This is a genomic window from Pseudoalteromonas sp. B131b (genome assembly GCF_037162545.1).
Classification (GTDB): domain Bacteria; phylum Pseudomonadota; class Gammaproteobacteria; order Enterobacterales; family Alteromonadaceae; genus Pseudoalteromonas; species Pseudoalteromonas fuliginea.
Genome location: NZ_JARLUZ010000001.1, coordinates 3,112,550 through 3,130,051, shown reverse-complemented (window position 1 = coordinate 3,130,051; position 17,502 = coordinate 3,112,550). Strand labels below are relative to the sequence as shown.

The following is a 17,502-nucleotide window of genomic DNA, read 5'->3' as shown; positions in this document are numbered from 1 at the left end:
GCCGCTGTTTGCAATGAACAGCGGTTTTTTTGTTTTAGGTTAAAAAAGGTAATAATAAGGTTCAGCTAATATGTAGGACGTGCTTTAGCGCGTTACAGTTATTTGACAAAAATATACGCCTGTCCCTTTTATCAGTTTCTTGCGCTACATTTTGCGAATTTACTAAATGGTTTAAACATAACTTCACTTGAGTATCTCCCATAGATCTAGGGCGTTTGAATATTATTAAAGCGGATATAGGCAGTTATCCAAAACAGATAAGCTTCAATAGTGCTCTTTGTGTAGTTTGTAACAATAGTGATTGCTATACACATGGCCTTTAATTGTGGTTAGAAAGAGAGATTTCATAAAATAATAACCAACCTTTAAATGCGCTGTATGCATGGACAGTGTTTTGTCCAATAACATTATTAAAAGTCGTTTTGGTGTATTTTAACAACGAGCATTTTATAACATACGTAATTACTTGTTTACATTAAAGTTATTTAGTGGAATTATTGAGCCATGTAATATACGCCGTAAGCTGTTGGGCGCAAATCAAATTTCGCATATATTTTCACACTTTGAGAATCATTAATGAATACAAAGCAAAAAAAGCAATCATTCAATATATAAAAGAATTAGATCCTAAAAATGAAGTTATTGAGTCTATAAATCCAAACAAGGATTATAGCGGTGGTAAGATTAAATATAATGACAGTACTCTTCATTTACATAGAGAAATTTCTACTTTAGGTGATGAAGAATATGCTAGAGCTTATCTTGTAGTTAAATTAGTTAAAGAACTAGGCTACTCTTCTGAAGAACGCATTATTGAGTTAGAAAAGACCTACAGCATAGGTCGACCAAGTAAGAAATCTGCAAGAGTCGATTTATTAGTTAAATACCCTTCTAATTGGCCAGAAGAAAGCAAACGAAATAATGTATTTTTGTTTATTGAATGTAAAGCACCCGATAAATTTGAATCTGATAAAGATTATATTAAAGGACAAGTATTTGACTTGTCGAAGCAAGAGAAAGTCAGACCTGAATTTGGAGTTTATTACACAACTGCATTCGATAGCGATAATCTACTTGATAGAAGTTTAATAGTAAATTTCGATGAACACCCGTCATTTGATGACTGGGGTAAAGATGGGCAGCCATCTAATTCAATTATTCCTGAAAAATTTGACGTTCCTAAGAATGTTGAATATGCAAATATTGATCAACCCAGCAAAGAACAGAGGTCTTTAAGAACCGATGTTACAAGGTCTGAATTTGATCGATTAAGAAAAGAGCTTCATGATGTTATCTGGGGCGGTGGAGGCACTAATAATAATGACGTATTTGTAATTCTGATTCGGTTATTTCTTTGTCGAGTTTATGATGAACTTGAAGCTAAAACCAATGCTAAATATCGATTTCAAAGAGCGGCATATGAAAATGGGCTTGTAGAATCTCCTGAAGATGTAGTCAAAAATATGAGTGAGATTTTTAAAGAAGCTGCCCAAAATTATCTCGGCTATAGTGAATCTGAAATAGAAGAAACAGTACCATTTGAGGCTAAAAAAATATCAGCTGCAAAAGTTGCTTTTGTTGTTGAGCGACTACAAGATAAATCTCTTACAAAAAATACCCATCGCGGGGAAAGTGATCTACTAGGCGACTTCTTTGAAGGCATAGTTTCACAAGATTTCACTCAAACAAAAGGTCAATTTTTTACGCATGTGAATTTGGTAAAGTTTTGTTTAGATTTAACTAACTTTAAAGATACGGTCGAAAGTACTTTTTTGAACGAAAGAGATACACAAGGAAGACCAAGGATCCCGAAAATTATTGATCCTTCTTGTGGTTCAGGTTCTTTTATCATCGAAGCTATGAAAGAAGGAACTAAAGCATTACTTCCTTTAAGAGAGAAAGGACAACTTCCAGAAAGATTAAAACAATATGCAGGGATGTGGTTTGGTGAAGGTAACGACAATGGCTGGGCTCGTGAGTTTATCTATGGAATTGAACCCAATGCGGACTTAGGTTTAGCAACTAAAGTCAATATGATTTTACATGGTGATGGCAGTACCAATATTTTTGTTAAAAGTGGACTTGAGCCCTTTTCAGAATATGCTAACCATGACCGCTCACACGGCCTTGCAATAACAAAGAAAAAAGCTGCAAAGTTTCCATATACAAAAGATTGTAATGAAGAATTTGATTTTGTGTTTACAAATCCTCCTTTTTCAATATCGTTAAGCGGTGACGAAAAAAAGCAACTCAATAAAGATTTTGAATTAGGAAGTAAAAGCGCAAGTGAAAACTTGTTTATTGAGCGCTGGTATCAGCTTTTAAGGGCAGGAGGAAAATTTGTAGTTGTTATTCCTGAAACAATTTTGGACTCTGCAAGCAGCTCTAGTATTAGATTATTTATATTTAGGTACTTTAATATTAAAGCTGTTATTTCATTGCCTTATGTTGCCTTTAAGCCCTTTACAAGTACGAAAACCTGTATCTTAATCGCTGAAAAGAAAACTGATGAAGAAGTAGAATATTGGAATAATTCATGGACAACTCAAGAAGCAGAGTATAAATCCCTTGTCAAAGGCTATAAGTCAAAAAACAAAACTGGTCAGTTAATCTCAGCAAAAGAGCTATTAAGTATAGAGTCTGATGATTTATCCATTGAAGATGTACTTCAGTTTCATTCGAGTGACTTAAACCAAATTATTAAAGATGGAAGCTCATGGATATTTAAAAGAGTTGTGAACTCTATAAATATTGATGACTACGATATATTTTTAGCTGAGCCACAGCATGTAGGTTACAAAAGACGGAAAGGCTTACCAGATTTACAGCAACCTAACGACTTAACTTCAGAAGATAGTGGTCAGAGTGTTTTAGGGAACTATAAAACAAATAAAAATGAAAGCCTAAGATATGGGTTTAGAGTGAAGTTAAGTGAGTTAGCTACAAGGCCAAGTTTAAGAATAGATCCTAAATATCTTTATTTATGGGTGAAACGCAAAGGTGAGGTATTTGGTAATTCAAGTAACCTTCTTCAGCTAAAAGAATTAATGATACCTTTCAGGCCTAATAAATTGCCAAAAGGCCCTCTTAGCGAAGCTAGATCACTTGTAGATCTTGCAAATGTCGAATCAAAAATGTCAATTGTATCTGGGGTTGAAGAGATTGATGAGTTGGGTTCAGATAAAATAGAGTTCGGTGATTCAGATATTGCTATTTCTAAGCTGGAACCATATTTAGGGAAGGTCTTAATTAATAATGTTGAAGAAGAGTGGATAGGCAGCCCTGAATGGCTCACGTATAATAAAAGTTTAAAAGTACACTCTTTGGATTATTTAAGGTTTTTATTACTTACACCCGAAATGCTAGAAGTTTATAGATGCTTACAATCAGGCAAGCGACATGCACGATTAGCTGAAGCGGATTTACTTTCTTTAAAAATTCCTGAAAAAAATAATAAAGAGCAGAATCAAATTGCAATTGATTGCAAGGCGAAAATGGATGATATTTTAAAGAAAAGGAATGAAATTAAAGAGTTAAGAAGCGATATTGATGGCATTATTACAGATTGATTAAACAGCAGGATAACAGTGACATATATGGACGCTCCCTTGAAGTCAAGACGAGCCGATGTATAAACATCTAAGTTGGTGCTTTTATTCATTATCATGTATTCCATTTCGCAGTAATGATGCGTCACAAGCTTGCTAAAAAGCAAAGGTACTGACATATATTCGAGCTATGGTGTCATGATTATCATGCGCCATGCTCCTAATGAGCTTCGTACCAAGGGACCTAAAAAATATTCACCCAAACGAGATTGAATCTCGTGTCTTTATCTGGTTAACCTTGGTTAGCGTGCGCTTTTTATTTCATTATAAGTGAAGTACATACAGGATAAGCGTATGTTACGACTTAAGTGCCCAAACACCCACTCAGGTTTTAAAACCTATGTCATAACCAGGCTGTCTTAAGTCGTAAACTCGGGTGTGATTGGCGTGTAAAATACGCATAATTAAGCATCCTTGCGTGTATTTTGCACATACTGAGGTGAATAGAGGGTTTGCTTGGTCAGCAATACCCACATCAGTCGCGCCAATCTGTGCGCGGTGGCAACCACCACACAATTAAAGTGTTTTTTCTCGCGTAATTGATTTACCCATTGGCTTAGCGCATCTGTCTTATGGTGACTTCTGGCGATAATGGCGCGAGCACCGTGAATAAGTTGTTTTCGTAAGTAACTGTTACCGCGCTTAGTAATGCCTGACATTTTACTTTTATCGCCTGACGCGTATTGTTTAGGTGTTAATCCTAGCCACACCCCGAGTTCTTTTGCATTCTTAAATGCCTGACCGTTCCCGATTGATGCCGCATAGGCTGAGGCATTGAGTACACCCACGCCAGGAATGGAGTGAAGTATTTTAGCGTTTGTATCCCGTTCAACGTGTGCAGTAAGCATCGCTTCAATGGCTTTAATGCGTTTAACAAGGGTTTTGTACTCAGTGTAAATATCACTCACCATTGTGCGCAGTATTGGGCGAAGCTCAGAATCACTTTCTAACGCAATGAGGCCTTGCTCAAATACCTTCATACCGACAGGAAATACATACCCAAAATCGACCAATAAACCGCGTAACTGGTTGGTTGCAGCAATCCTGTTTTGCAGAAGCCGCTCGCGTATTTTATGAAGCGTGAGTATTTCTTGCCGAGCTTCGGTTTTAATAGGAACGAATTTAATATTAGGGCGTAAGCTTGCTTCGTAGATAGCAAGGGCATCGTTACTATCGTTTTTATTACCGCGAACAAAAGGAGTAACGTGTTGTGCAGGAATAAGGTCAACGGTATGGCCGTAAGACGTAAATACTCTCCCTGTAGTGGTACAGTGATTTTGGCCACCCATTAAGAAAGAAATGTTATGCTAATAAGCATACAAATTTGGGTGAAAAAATGACGAAATTAAAACGCGCAACATATTCAGCGGCAATTAAATTAGAAACGGCTCAGCTTGTAGTAGACCAAGGTTATACGCAAGAAGACGCAGCAAAAGCTATGGGGGTGGGTAAATCAACCGTAAGTAAATGGGTTACTCAATTAAAGCTAGAACGCAATGGTCAGACACCCACAGCTTCACCAATGACGCCCGAACAAATTGAAATCCGCGAACTTAAAAAGCAAATCCAACGCATTGAATTAGAAAAGGATATATTAAAAAAGGCTACCGCTCTCTTGATGTCCGACTCCCTGAACAATTCTCGTTAATCGAGAAGTTAAATCAACGAGAGCGTTATCCAGTTAGTCTGCTGTGTAGCGTATTCAATGTGCATCGCAGCAGCTATAAGTACTGGGCCATACGGGATACAGCGCCGACACCTGAGCAAGCAAGATTAGAGGCTGAAGTAAAAGCAATACATGCGATGAGTGGTGGTTCAGCAGGGGCACGGACAATCGCAGCGATAGCAACGAACAATGATTTTGAATTGAGCCGTTATCGTGCAGCTAAGCTAATGGTTAAATTAAAGCTCGAAAGCTGCCAAGTACCTCAACATTCATATAAACGTGGTGGTAATGAACACCTTGAAATCCCAAACCTGCTTGATAGACAGTTTGATGTTGTTGAGCCGGATACCGTGTGGTGCGGTGATGTGACGTATATTTGGACAGGCAATCGCTGGGCTTATTTAGCCGTGGTTATTGATTTATTTGCACGCAAAGTGGTTGGCTGGGCAATGTCGTTGTCACCAGATACTAATTTAACGCTAAAAGCGCTTGAACTCGCATATGAAAGCAGAGGGAAACCGACAGGACTCATGTTCCATTCAGACCAAGGTAGCCATTATACAAGTTTAAAATATCGTCAACGTTTATGGCGCTATAAAATCACACAAAGTATGAGTAGACGTGGAAATTGTTGGGATAATGCGCCAATGGAGCGATTTTTTAGAAGCTTTAAGACGGAATGGATGCCAAAGATTGGATATGGAAACTTTATAGACGCTAAATATAGCGTGAGTGATTACATAAATGGATATTACAACAATGTTAGGCCGCATCATTATAATGCCGGTTTAGCACCAAATGAATCTGAGGTTAGATATCAAGATTCTAAAACTGTGGCCAAAATTAGTTGACCACTACACCCCCAGTAGTGGGAAGAATAGCAGGCTTCCATCACCACGCGACACGGTGGGGTATTCGCCATGAAGGCGTTGAGTTTAGGTCTGTTTAAGCGTTTATTGCATTCTCTTTTATGGTTAGAATTGAAGCCAGCGACTTGGAATACATTTTTTGCCAAATCAATTGATAATGTGCTAATTTTCATGACGGACGTTCCCTTTTAACTGAGTGAGTTCAATTACCAGTTTGGCGCATTGACGCCGTTTTGGGGAGCGTCCATCTCATCACCCATCCTTTTTTTGCAGTTTAGTGAACTAAGTACTAGGCTTTGTTTAGTGCAAAAACAAGTAGGGTGTCTTATGGCAATCGCAAGAAAGCGCCAAGTAAGTTTGGTTGATACAAAGTACTACCATTGCATATCACGTTGCGTTCGCCGTGCATTTTTATGTGGGGAAGACCACTTTACAAGTCAATCCTACGAGCATCGTAGAGGCTGGGTTGAAGAAAAACTGCTTGAGTTAGCCAAGGTATTTTGTATTGACGTCTGTGCTTATGCTGTCATGAGCAATCATACGCACTTAGTGTTGTATGTTGATGACAAAAAAGCGAATCGGCTGAATGATAAAGCGATTGTTATTCGCTGGCACAAGCTGTGTAAAGGCACTGTACTTACGCAAAAATACATACAGGGAGAAGCCCTAAGTAAAGCTGAACTTATCTTTTTTAATCAAACAGTAAAACAATACCGCGAACGCCTATCAAGTATCAGCTGGTTTATGCGGCTATTAAATGAAGGTATTGCCCGCAGAGCAAATAAAGAAGATAACTGCACAGGTAGGTTTTGGGAAGGGCGCTTTACGTCTCAAGCATTATTAGATGAAGCAGCACTTGCAGCCTGCATGGCGTATGTTGATTTAAACCCCATCAGAGCAAAAATGGTAGAAACGCCCGAAGAATCAGACCATACCAGCATCAAACAACGCATAATACATGCAAAAGAAGGTAAACAACCAAAACCACTACTGCGCTTTGCAGGCAAGCCACGTCAAATAATGCCAAAAGGTCTACCGTTTGAGCTTAAATCGTACCTTGAACTTGTTGAGCTAACAGGGCGCTGTATACGAGAAGACAAACGTGGTTATATTGAAAGTACACACTTACCCTTACTCGAAAAAGTTAATATCTCCCCAGAAAACTGGTTAAAACTCACCACACAATTTACGCGTGTATTTCATGGTGCAGTCGGCAGGCCAGCCTCACAAGAAGGTTATTGTGAAAACTTAAAGCGAAAGCGGCGAGCGAATATCAGTAACTGCGAAAAGCTACTGGCATAAAACTTAAACTACTCAGTAAAATTATTCAGTAATAAATCACAGCTGCATTATGCAGTCATTTTCATGCGTGTAATTTAGGTTTAACAGTGATAATTGCTTATTTAATGTGTAACGCGCGGGTAAAGATATAAAAAGAGGTGAACTCTTAGCCCAAAAAAGTAAATTTAGTGGCGCGCTAGATTAGTTTACAATTGGAGTGGCTGTCTAGTTTAATGTCCTAGTCTAGTTTAATGTCCTAGTTTAATGGTTTCGTCTAGTTTAATGGTTTCTAGTTTAATGGTTTAGCGTGGTAAGCCAAAAGCTATCAGGTGTGACAATGGGCCTGAATATATTAGCCATAAATTAGCAGAGTGGGCGTTAAATAATAATATTGAATTACGATTTATTCAACCAGGTAACCCGCAACAAAATGCTTATGTAGAGCGGTTTAATCGCACGGTTAGGTATGACTGGCTAAGTCATTATATTTACAGTGATATTAGTGAGTTACAAGATAAAGCAACCTATTGGTTATGGACTTATAATAATGAACGCCCTAAAATGGGTATAGGTGGCATAACACCCATACAAAAACTGGAAAAGTTAAACAACGGAAATTCTACAGATAGCCTCCATTAAAAATGGGGGGATTATCAATAAAAACAAATAAAAAACGAGTTAATCTACAGGCTCGTTATAAGGCATAATCGAGGTTATAGTGAATCCAGATGTTGCAAAAAAACTATCATTAATTTTAGAAAAAACAACTAAAGAAAGTAATGATTTTCATCTTGTAAATTCGATCGAACAGGGCGTTATCGAAGGTTTTCATACTTTTTCGAATGGTATGAATTCATTTGGTGGTTTTTTAATAAGTAATGGAAGTGAAACGCTCTGGGTTCTAATTATTGATTGGAAGGGTGATAATAATTATTACCTTGTTTTATATCCAGAAAATAATAATCTACCTCCCCTAGCTGAGCTTCATAAAGAAACCACATCACAAGATGGTACTGATTTGACTTGGAGTTATATTCCAAGGAAAAAAGACAAAAAGAATGAAATACGTAAAGAGTTATTTCAAAATGTTTTTGGGGCGCTTAAAGCCGTAGTATCACTTCCAAATGATGACGTGACGTTAGATGATACTCTCAACGACCTATTTCATATTGCTGCTTGTAGAGTTCTTGCTGATAATTTAGAAGAGAACTTGAATTCATTAACACCAGTGTCATTTTCTGAAGGTAAAAGGCTAGAAAAGAAGCATTATTCCAGAGAGCGTTCTCAGGCATTGGTAAATCGGGCTAAAAAAATTCACGCAAAGAAGCACAAGGGTGAATTACCCTGTGAAGTTTGTGAGTTTGATTTTAAGAAAAAATATGGTGAAAAAGGAGCTTTATATATTGAAGCTCACCACAAGGTACCTTTGAATGAGCTGGATGAAAATGAATCTAGAGAAACTCTAGTTGAAGATCTTGCCATGGTGTGTGCTAATTGCCATAGAATGTTACATCGTAGCCCTTATCAAACTATCAAAGAGTTGAAACACTGGTTAAATGCCTTTAACAGCAAGCGCTGAAGCTCACTTTCCACCACAAATTTTAATAGCGATGATCCCTTACTTTTCAATACAGTTAAGTAAGTTGGTTGATCGTAAGGCATATGTGTTTTCCAGCACCTAAATAGTATTCGTATCCACTTAAATGCGAGCTTTGATATCACGCGTAAACATTCAACAATCGATTGTACCCAGATAGAAACCCAGCTATGGTTTGTTTATCAAGATAAATAAAGCAGCTAATTTACAGGTTCGCTATGTCTCACGAAGGTTTTATCGCTCTATGAATATTTTTCTAATAATTGCAGGTACATTAAGTGCTGTTGTAGCAACTTTGCATTTGGGTTGTATCTATTTTGGAGGTTCTTGGTATCGGTTCTTCGGTGCAGGAGAGCAAATGGCATTACTTTCTGAGCAAGGAAGTATTAAACCAACTCTTATTACTAGTGTAATTGTTCTGATTCTGTCAACTTGGTCATTGTATGCATTTTCAGCTGCAGGTGTTATTTTTAAACTTCCATTCATCCGCCTAGCTCTTGTATTAATAACTTTTATTTATTTAGCCCGTGGTGTTGCAGGGTTCTTTTTAATAAATAACCCTATGGGGCGTTCGCCTGAATTTTGGGTTTGGAGTTCTATTATTTGTTTATCTTTTGGTATTGTTCACCTTGTTGGTTTAAAACAACAATGGGCAAGCTTGTGAGTAGAGTGTAATCTAATAAAGAATCAAACGAGGGCTATTACAATTGGCTTTTGGTAAAGCATTATATTTATAGTTAACTACTTCTCACCAATAATTGACTGAACAAGGAATATTAAAATGGATAAAATGTCAGTTCACATAAACTCTAAACCTTTAGAAATTTACCCGCAAAAACAAACTTTAAAGGTGGTAGCTGATGAAGTAACCGAAAAAGCGACTGTGCACAAAGTAGCTGTTCAAAGTGACCAAGTGGATATATCCGAAGAAGGAAAAGAAAAAAGTCTGGAAGATCAAAATCGAGAGGCGTTACGTAAGTTATCAGGCAATGAAGATGTAAATCAAGCATCACAATCTGAAGGAGATCCTCTTGATGAACAGATTGCTGAAATACGAGAAAAAATTGAAAAATTACTACAGGAAACTGCATTATTACGCAGTAAAGATGATGAAAAGTCACAAGTTAAAGTGAAGGTGCTGGAGGCCGAAATTACAGGGCTTAGCACTCAACTTATTGAGTTATTGAAACAGCAATTAGAATCGGGTAAATAACAAGCACAGTAAGTATATGGTACGCAGTTGAAAACTTAAAAACGTTATTAAGTACGTAATAAAGCCGCTACCTTACTCTAAAAGCGCAGCGGCTCTTACTCCCTTTGTGAATTAATTTGATGTCATCAACATTAGCTTTGCCTCTTTGCCGTCTGTTAATACCGCGACGTTACCTTTATCAGTTATAAACACATCTCTTAACCTGCCTGCAGCCTTAGGAAATACGTGAGACTGCGTAAATTGACCACTTGCCAGATTAACGCTGTAGAGCTTTTTATCTACAAGAGTAGTGATAAGCACATGTCGCTGTAACGAAGGAAAAGCTGCATGTTTAGAGCCGTAATACGCCATACCTGATGGCGCTATTGATGGCGTCCAATTAACGCTTGGTTTTTGCATGCCTTTATATTCGGTAAAGGGTGAAATACGCGCTTGCGAGTAATCTTTGCCATAGGTGATTACCGGCCAGCCGTAATTAGTGCCAGCGTTTAAGTAGTTTAGCTCGTCACCGCCTGCAGGGCCGTGTTCGTGGCTTACAATTTGCTGCGTATCGTAATCATAAACTAAGCCTTGAGGGTTACGATGACCAAGTGAGTAAACAGCATGTGCATTTAGGTTTTTGTGATTAATAAATGGGTTATCTGTTGGAATGGTGCCATCTAGGTTTATACGTAATATTTTACCAAGTTGGCTGATGATAACCTGTGCTTGCTCTCTAAAATCAAACCCATCGCCTGTTGAAACTAATAACGTATTGTCAGGTAGGACAAGGGCGCGTCCTGCGTAATGTTGCGGTGTGTTTTTATCAGTCGCTACTTTATAAATAACGTTAGGCTTTGAAAAGTCAGTAGCATTAAACGTGGCTTTGGCAACAACAAGCCTGTTTGCGCTTGCATCACCTTGGGCATAAGTAAAAATAACTTCTTTGGAGTTGTTATAATCTGGTGATAATACAATGTCGAGTAAACCACCTTGGCCTGCAACGTATAAACCTGTTAGGTTTAATTTTACTCTTGATTGCACATTGTTTTTAACTATAACGACGTGACCATCACGCTCTGTAATTAACCACGTGCCGTTTGGTAGTTCAACCATGCTCCACGGAGACTGTAATTGCGTAGCCAGTGTTTTTGTACTGTATTGCTCCTTTGGTAACGCAACATCTGCATTAACAGAAAACGAAAAAAGCGAAAGCAAAGTAAAAAAAGAGATACATTGTTTATGGGGCAAGCCTTTGCTAGCATGGCTAGTATAAGAAAAAAGCTTTATTTTAAGTTGAGATAACCATGTCGTTTTTAACACGTATATTGCCTTCATTTTTAGTTTCTTGGTTACTTACATTCACACTTGCTAGCTTGTTTCATAGCCAATACGTTGTCAATCAATTAGTTAATGTAGGTGTGGTGGTGGGCTTTAGTGATCGTGCTAGTTTAACGCTTGATGATTGGTTAGGCTTATTACCTACCTACGGCGCTATTATTGCCGTAGCACTTGCCATCGCTTTTTTTGTTACCGTAAAGCTTAACAAAAAGGTTCAAAAATACAGTACTCAGCTATTTGTTATTGATGGCATTGTGGCGTTTGTTATTGTTTTAACTGCCATTGAATCAATTATGAATATTCATATTATAGCGGGCGCAAGAGGCTGGGGTTTTTATGCTCAACTGCTTGCAGGCGCAATAGGGGGCTTTGTGTTTGCGATGCTTACTAAGGCCCTAAAAAATAAGGCAATAAAAGAGCCTCAACCTTCTACTTAATAAAGCTAAGTGGCCTTATAGTAAGTAGGGGGCTTATAAAATGTGATTAAAGCCTACGATAGTAGACTCTTACCACAGCTTTATAAATTCACGCCATAACTGCTTTAATCGCTTCTAAGCCTTTTTTAGGGTATCTGCATCGGTAGCATAGTTGATACGAATACACTCGTGCTTGTGCGCCCAGCTGTCGTCAATACCAATAAAAAAGTTGTGACCTGGGATCACATACACGTCTTGCTCTTTAAGTTGTTGGTATAACACCTCGCTTGTTATTTTTGCATCTTTAAACCACAGCCACATAAAAAATGCGCCTTCAACTTTGTGTAAATAAACAGGTAGTTCGGCAAATACTTCATCAAACAACTCAATCGCTATGTGTGCTTTATTGCGATAAAAAGGCAGTACAACGTTGCGGCACAGTGGGAGTAGTTCGTTGTCGTTAATTAAGCGTGTCACTAAGCTTGGGCCAATACTATTTGGCGATAAAACCATGCTGCCGTTTACGCGGCCAATTGCTTTAATAATCTCATTATTGGCAACCACAATACCGCTGCGTAAACCCGGTAGGCCCAGTTTTGAAAGTGACATACATAAAATAATGTTTGAGTTCCACGTTAGGTTTGCATCGGTGTAAATACAACCTGGGAACGGATCGCCATATGCGTTATCAATAATGAGTGGAATACCATATTGCTTAGCAAGCAAATCAAGGTGTTTTACTTCATCGTCAGTAATTACATTACCTGTTGGGTTGGTAGGGCGTGATACGCACAGCGCGCTTATGCTGCTGTCGTTTGCTAATGTGTTTTCAACCGCTTTAAAATCAATGACGTATTTAAACTGTTTTGATGTGCTACCTGTATTTAAAATTTCGATATCAGGCTTTATGGCAACAAACATATCAGCCGATAAACCTTGATCGGCATAACCTATGTACTCTGGCGCAAGGGGAAATAAAATCTTTTTATGGCTGCCATCCGGCATCTCACCTGCCAACATATTAAACAACACAAAAAAGTTAGCTTGGCTGCCATTACCAAGCGCTACGTTATCGGCGCTAATGTCCCATGCATACTCTTTACTTAGCTGGCCTGCTAATGCCGCTCTAAACTCGTCGTTACCAGTCGGGCCGTCGTAAAGGCCAAATACTTGCGATACTTTATTGCTGGCAACTAGTTTTTGTAATTCACTTAAAAAAACCTCATTTACTTGTGGTACTAATGCGGGATTACCGCCACCCAGCATAACAATATTAGGATTGTTGCTGTTTTTAACACCGCCTAAATCTTCCATTAACTGAGTAATGCCGTTGGGTTGTGTAAATTTAGTGCCAAAGTTTGAGTAGTTCATAATGCATAGCGTTTGTTAGTAATGGGGAGGGCAGTATAGCGTAAATAAAGGGCTTAAATTCGATGATGAGAATAATTCAATGCTTAGCTTTGTAGTTGGCTATGACAATGTAATTTCTATAAAACAAAGGCTAAGTTAAGGTTTTTTAACGCCGTATAGAAACTCTTCGCCGCAGTCCATATACAAATTAAATTTGGTCATAACTTTGGTAAACATGGGGGCGTGTAAAAACTCGTTTAACCATGCGCGTACATGCGTGTATTCACTTTGTAAGTACCAATGTTTATCTACGCGAGCAAACTGCCTAATAAATGGCAGCAGGGCATAATCGGCTAGACTTTTTTCATCGCCCATTAAGTATTTATGCGTGGTTAGTTTTGCTTCAAATTGCTTAATAAACTCTTCGCAGAATTTTTGGTAATAAAGGTGTGCCATGTCTTTTGTGCGGGCATAAAATTTATACTTTTCGAGCACGGGTTTAAATTGCGTGTCGTTTAGCTTAATTAACTCAAGCATGTGCTCAAGTGCTAATGGGTCTTGAGTATGCAGTAAATTATGCGGGTCATTTTGTTTTAAAGCCCACAGCATAATATCGAGGCTTTCATCTATAACTTGGTTATTCGGCAGTAATAAAACAGGCACCGTGCCTTTTGGCGATATTTGCAAAAGATGCGGTGGCTTGTTTTTAGTTTTAATAGCGCGTAGTAAAACGTGTTGCTCTGCCATTAAAATACCCATTCGTGCACGCATTGCGTATGGGCAGTGTTGTAATGAATATAATAATGGCAGTGTCATTTTAATACTTACCTTAGCTGTTTAAGCCTTCAACATATTGCTGACGTGTTTTTACTTTTACCATGTGATTTAACTGATCAGCAGCGTGTGTTTGCCCGCTAATTAAATCTTGAAAATGTGCAAGCAACACGGCTTTGTCTAGCTTTTCTTTATCGCCTGAGCCAATGTCGGTTAAATCAATCATAAACTCGTCAAACTTGTCGGCGTAATCGGTTACGATATCCATGTTTAAAAATTGCTCATGGTTATAAATGCTCGGGTAGCCGCCTTTTTGTTTATCAATGGCAAAGCTAATGCCTTTTACATTGGTAACGGTGGTTTCTTTTTTACAGCTCAACATACAGCTTGCGTCAATGCGTGGTTTTTTACAGCCAACGGTTTGCTGGAAAAAACACTGTCGGCTGGTCATCATTAGTATTGGATGATAAATGCTGTACATCACTTTAAAGTTGTTAGGGCGTTTAATACTACGCATTTGCTGTTTGTTTATTTCGTTTGAAATAAACGCGCCTTTTGCGTTTAAATCTTCTTGTAGTGTTAGTAACGCGTAAGAGTTTGTAGTGTTTAATAATGGGCCTGCAATCCAGTCGATGCCCATTTGCACAGCTTTAAATGCAACGCCTGTGTTATTACTTATAATAAGCCTAGGTTTTACAACCTCGAGTAAACGTACAGCTTCTTCAAAATCTTTACCAATTAACACCGCCGGAAACCACGGAATTAACTGTGGGTGTTCTAAAAATACATTAATGTATTTATCGTTATCGGTTCTAAAGCTCTCAGGTAATTTAAAGTAAACATCGCCATCTGCTAAATCACATAGATGAACATCTTTTATGTCCGATATTAAAATAGAGAGTGTTGTTTTGTTATCGGCCTTAGGGTGATTAACAAGTTTTGGCAATTCAACAGGGGCGAGTACGTCTTTGCCTTCGTTTAATAAAAACGCGACTTGTTTTTTAATGCGCGCTAGCTCTTTAAACGGAATGCTTAAGTTGTTGCCTAAGTTTGAGTAATCCATATTTTTAATTTCAAAATTGGCATTACTAAAGCTTTTAAAGCGTTTATCAATAGCAGCAATATCAACAACCGATTTATCGGCGGTTTGCATAGGCATTTGCGATTGAACTTCAAAGCGTAGAGGCTCTTTTTCGTTTTTACTCGAAAGCGTAATATCGTTTTTATCTTCAATAACTATGTTTACAGTGAATGGCTGATTTAATCGCCCTGTAAATTCTAATGTAAGCTCGCGTTTTGAAATATCTAAAAATTCAATTTTCTTTTTAACTAACGAATCAATTTCACTTTTTTGGGTAGAAAGCTCTTGCTGTGCATCGTAAATTTGCACGACCGAAATTGCGTTGTTTTTTTCGTTAGCGTGATCAAAACTATGGTCACGCGGGTTATCGGTAAACATGTTTTTGGTCATGTCACCGGTTAAAAATTTATTAGTAAAGTTACGGTTAAATACTTTGTATAAGCTTGAGTCGTCTTCAATTAGGTTACCGGTTTGCACAAAAGTGTCTATCTGTTTGCGCCAGCTATCAATAACCGTATGTACGTAGTTAGCACCTTTAATTCGGCCCTCTACTTTTAGCGAATCAACACCTGCGGCTACCAGCTCCGGCAAATCAAAATAAGCTGAGTTGTCTTTTAAGTTTAATGGGTGTTTGTTACCCATAGCCGTTGGCTCGTATTCATCACGACACGCTTGCGAGCAGCGACCACGGTTACCCGAGTTACCTACACTCACTGAGCTTGAATAACATTGCCCTGAAAATGCAATACATAATGCGCCGTGTACAAACACTTCGGTTAATACGTCGCATTTATGCGCTACGTCGGTCAGTATTTTAATTTCAGTTAAGTTAAGCTCGCGCGATAAATTTACACGTGTAGCGCCAATGCGCGCTAAAAACTCAACCTGTGATTCGTTATGCGTAGTTAACTGCGTTGATGCGTGAATATGCAAAGTAGGAAAGTGCTTTTTAACTATATTGAACAACCCTAAATCTTGTACAATAATGCCGTCGAGCGTGGTATTTACCAGCTGATTTAATAGCTTAAATAGCGCGCCCATTTCGTGCTCTAATATAACTACATTTAGCGTTAAAAATATTTCACAGCCGTATTCATGGGCCAAGCGAAGTGCGCCGTTAAGCTCATCAAACGAAAGATTAGACGCTCGGTTACGTGCATTAAAGGTATCTAACCCACAATAAACCGCATTAGCACCGGCTACAATGGCGGCTTTTACCGCGTTTACATCACCGCCTGGGGCTAATAGTTCAATCTTTCTACTCATGACAACTTCACTTCGCTCATATTTAATTGCCGCGAATTTTATCTGGTTAGTAGCATGAATGCTATTTATTGAGAGATATAATGATTTTAAAATGTAGAATCAAGCTTTTAAACGAGCAGCTTTAAACTTTGCTATAGTAAAGTATGCTTATAGGTACACATTCAGCTAACACTTAACTCAATTGCTCACGTAATCAACAATAGTATTTATATAAATGTATGATAAGGTTTATGTTTACTTATTGACCTCATATAACACATGAAAAAATCGCTACTTTTTTTACTAATTATTATTATCTCTTCAGTGGTGAGTATTCAGTTATTTATTATTCCGCAATTTGAAAACAAGGTGAGGCATCCCACTGAAAAATGGGCGTTAGAGTTTTTAACATCGGGTTCTACCGATTTACTTGCCGAGCAACTTAAAGGTATACCTAAAAACGACAGATTAGCTTATTTAAACAATATACAGGCTAATTTTGGCTTTGCGCTTTCTTTGCAAGCATATAATCAACGTGATTTTTCGAGCGAGCAAAACACCTTACTTACAGAAAATAAAATTTTAGGCGACCCATTTGCTGATTTAGTTTATCGAAAAATTGATGACAGCCAGCTCTTAGTTATTGTTAAGCCAAACTCTGTGCCTAAACATTTAGTAAATGAAGCACAGCGTTGGATGATGGGCACTTTTTATTTACTTAATAATAGGTTAATACAGTACCCTAAAAAAGAGTGGCCGCAGGTTATTGATTCGCTAAGCCATGAATTTGCATATCCCGTGTTGCTCAAAACCTTGAGCGAATTAAATTACACATCGCAGCAAATGGCTGAATTAGAACAGGGCGTGATGGTTTCTATATCATCAAACGATTCTGATTTTATAGGGTATCCCGCCGATATAGTGATGCAACGTATTGGCAATAGCGATCAGGTTATTGTGCTAGGCCCATTTAGCCCTGAGCTAAAAAGTAAAGTTGTGTATATGTTGAGTGTGTTTTATTTTATATTCGGCTTTTTTTACTGATCCCTATTATTATTTGGTTAATTCCTGGGTGGCGTTCT

Annotated in this window: 11 protein-coding genes and 5 pseudogenes; 9 read left to right on the top strand and 7 right to left on the bottom strand. The window is 38.1% G+C overall.

Annotation, left to right across the window (positions count from 1 at the left end; genetic code table 11):
- Window positions 1-488: 488 nt before the first annotated feature.
- On the top strand, window positions 489-3,569 hold the full coding sequence (locus P4S65_RS14420) for an N-6 DNA methylase (protein ID WP_337120442.1): 3,081 nt from the start codon (window positions 489-491) through the stop codon (window positions 3,567-3,569).
- 443 nt (window positions 3,570-4,012) lie between these two features.
- Here the strand turns inward: P4S65_RS14420 and P4S65_RS14415 are convergent.
- A pseudogene (locus P4S65_RS14415) lies at window positions 4,013-4,867 on the bottom strand (IS110 family transposase); the annotation flags it as partial.
- 77 nt (window positions 4,868-4,944) lie between these two features.
- On the opposite strand from P4S65_RS14415, the gene P4S65_RS14410 reads away from it, so the two are divergent.
- Window positions 4,945-6,125 (top strand): IS3 family transposase gene (locus P4S65_RS14410; RefSeq protein WP_337119367.1). Its coding sequence is split into 2 segments (ribosomal slippage): window positions 4,945-5,203 and window positions 5,203-6,125, totalling 1,182 coding nucleotides; the frame shifts between segments, so codons are not numbered across the junction.
- A gap of 8 nt (window positions 6,126-6,133) precedes the next feature.
- Here the strand turns inward: P4S65_RS14410 and P4S65_RS14405 are convergent.
- Window positions 6,134-6,316: pseudogene (locus tag P4S65_RS14405) on the bottom strand (IS110 family transposase); the annotation flags it as partial.
- 154 nt (window positions 6,317-6,470) lie between these two features.
- Here P4S65_RS14405 and P4S65_RS14400 point away from each other — a divergent pair.
- The 3 genes and pseudogenes from P4S65_RS14400 (at window position 6,471) to P4S65_RS14390 (ending at window position 9,003) form a co-directional block, all read left to right on the top strand.
- Complete coding sequence (locus P4S65_RS14400; protein WP_337120441.1) at window positions 6,471-7,445, top strand: transposase; 975 nt, start codon at window positions 6,471-6,473, stop codon at window positions 7,443-7,445.
- Between the two features lie 285 nt (window positions 7,446-7,730).
- Window positions 7,731-8,063: pseudogene (locus P4S65_RS14395) on the top strand (integrase core domain-containing protein); the annotation flags it as partial.
- A gap of 79 nt (window positions 8,064-8,142) precedes the next feature.
- Window positions 8,143-9,003, top strand: coding sequence for an HNH endonuclease (locus P4S65_RS14390; RefSeq protein WP_337120440.1), 861 nt, complete (start codon window positions 8,143-8,145; stop codon window positions 9,001-9,003).
- Here P4S65_RS14390 and P4S65_RS14385 read toward each other — a convergent pair.
- A pseudogene (locus P4S65_RS14385) lies at window positions 8,949-9,146 on the bottom strand (hypothetical protein); the annotation flags it as partial. The gene P4S65_RS14390 and the pseudogene P4S65_RS14385 sit on opposite strands and share 55 nt — an antisense overlap.
- 119 nt (window positions 9,147-9,265) lie before the next feature.
- Here P4S65_RS14385 and P4S65_RS14380 point away from each other — a divergent pair.
- The gene (locus P4S65_RS14380) at window positions 9,266-9,685 is read left to right on the top strand and encodes a hypothetical protein (protein WP_337120439.1); all 420 of its coding nucleotides are present in this window, start codon (window positions 9,266-9,268) and stop codon (window positions 9,683-9,685) included.
- 117 nt (window positions 9,686-9,802) lie between these two features.
- A complete protein-coding gene (locus P4S65_RS14375; RefSeq protein ID WP_096793224.1) occupies window positions 9,803-10,234 on the top strand; it encodes a hypothetical protein in 432 nt (143 codons plus the stop codon).
- A 111-nt stretch (window positions 10,235-10,345) separates the two neighbouring features.
- On the opposite strand, the gene P4S65_RS14370 is transcribed toward P4S65_RS14375, so the two are convergent.
- Window positions 10,346-11,536, bottom strand: a complete 1,191-nt coding sequence (locus P4S65_RS14370) for a PQQ-dependent sugar dehydrogenase (protein WP_337120438.1) — start codon at window positions 11,534-11,536, stop codon at window positions 10,346-10,348.
- Here P4S65_RS14370 and P4S65_RS14365 point away from each other — a divergent pair.
- Window positions 11,521-11,991 carry a hypothetical protein gene (locus P4S65_RS14365; RefSeq protein WP_337120437.1) on the top strand — a complete coding sequence of 157 codons (471 nt, stop codon included), beginning with the start codon at window positions 11,521-11,523 and terminating at the stop codon, window positions 11,989-11,991. The two genes, P4S65_RS14370 and P4S65_RS14365, sit on opposite strands and share 16 nt — an antisense overlap.
- An 88-nt stretch (window positions 11,992-12,079) precedes the next feature.
- Here the strand turns inward: P4S65_RS14365 and P4S65_RS14360 are convergent.
- From P4S65_RS14360 to P4S65_RS14350, 3 genes and pseudogenes are all read right to left on the bottom strand, one after another.
- Window positions 12,080-13,341: pseudogene (locus P4S65_RS14360) on the bottom strand (valine--pyruvate transaminase).
- A 135-nt stretch (window positions 13,342-13,476) separates the two neighbouring features.
- Window positions 13,477-14,136 carry a glutathione S-transferase gene (locus P4S65_RS14355; protein ID WP_337120435.1) on the bottom strand — a complete coding sequence of 220 codons (660 nt, stop codon included), beginning with the start codon at window positions 14,134-14,136 and terminating at the stop codon, window positions 13,477-13,479.
- Between the two features lie 13 nt (window positions 14,137-14,149).
- On the bottom strand, window positions 14,150-16,441 hold the full coding sequence (locus P4S65_RS14350) for a peptidase U32 family protein (protein WP_337120434.1): 2,292 nt from the start codon (window positions 16,439-16,441) through the stop codon (window positions 14,150-14,152).
- Between the two features lie 258 nt (window positions 16,442-16,699).
- Between P4S65_RS14350 and P4S65_RS14345 the strand changes: the two genes are divergently transcribed.
- Window positions 16,700-17,464, top strand: coding sequence for a hypothetical protein (locus P4S65_RS14345; protein WP_337120433.1), 765 nt, complete (start codon window positions 16,700-16,702; stop codon window positions 17,462-17,464).
- Window positions 17,465-17,502: the final 38 nt, after the last annotated feature.

Coding starts and splice junctions, on each gene's coding strand:
- P4S65_RS14375 (WP_096793224.1), top strand. CDS start 9,803: ATGGATAAAATGTCAGTTCACATAAACTCTAAACCTTTAGAAATTTAC.
- P4S65_RS14400 (WP_337120441.1), top strand. CDS start 6,471: ATGGCAATCGCAAGAAAGCGCCAAGTAAGTTTGGTTGATACAAAGTAC.
- P4S65_RS14355 (WP_337120435.1), bottom strand. CDS start 14,136: ATGACACTGCCATTATTATATTCATTACAACACTGCCCATACGCAATG.
- P4S65_RS14345 (WP_337120433.1), top strand. CDS start 16,700: ATGAAAAAATCGCTACTTTTTTTACTAATTATTATTATCTCTTCAGTG.
- P4S65_RS14380 (WP_337120439.1), top strand. CDS start 9,266: ATGAATATTTTTCTAATAATTGCAGGTACATTAAGTGCTGTTGTAGCA.
- P4S65_RS14350 (WP_337120434.1), bottom strand. CDS start 16,441: ATGAGTAGAAAGATTGAACTATTAGCCCCAGGCGGTGATGTAAACGCG.
- P4S65_RS14365 (WP_337120437.1), top strand. CDS start 11,521: ATGTCGTTTTTAACACGTATATTGCCTTCATTTTTAGTTTCTTGGTTA.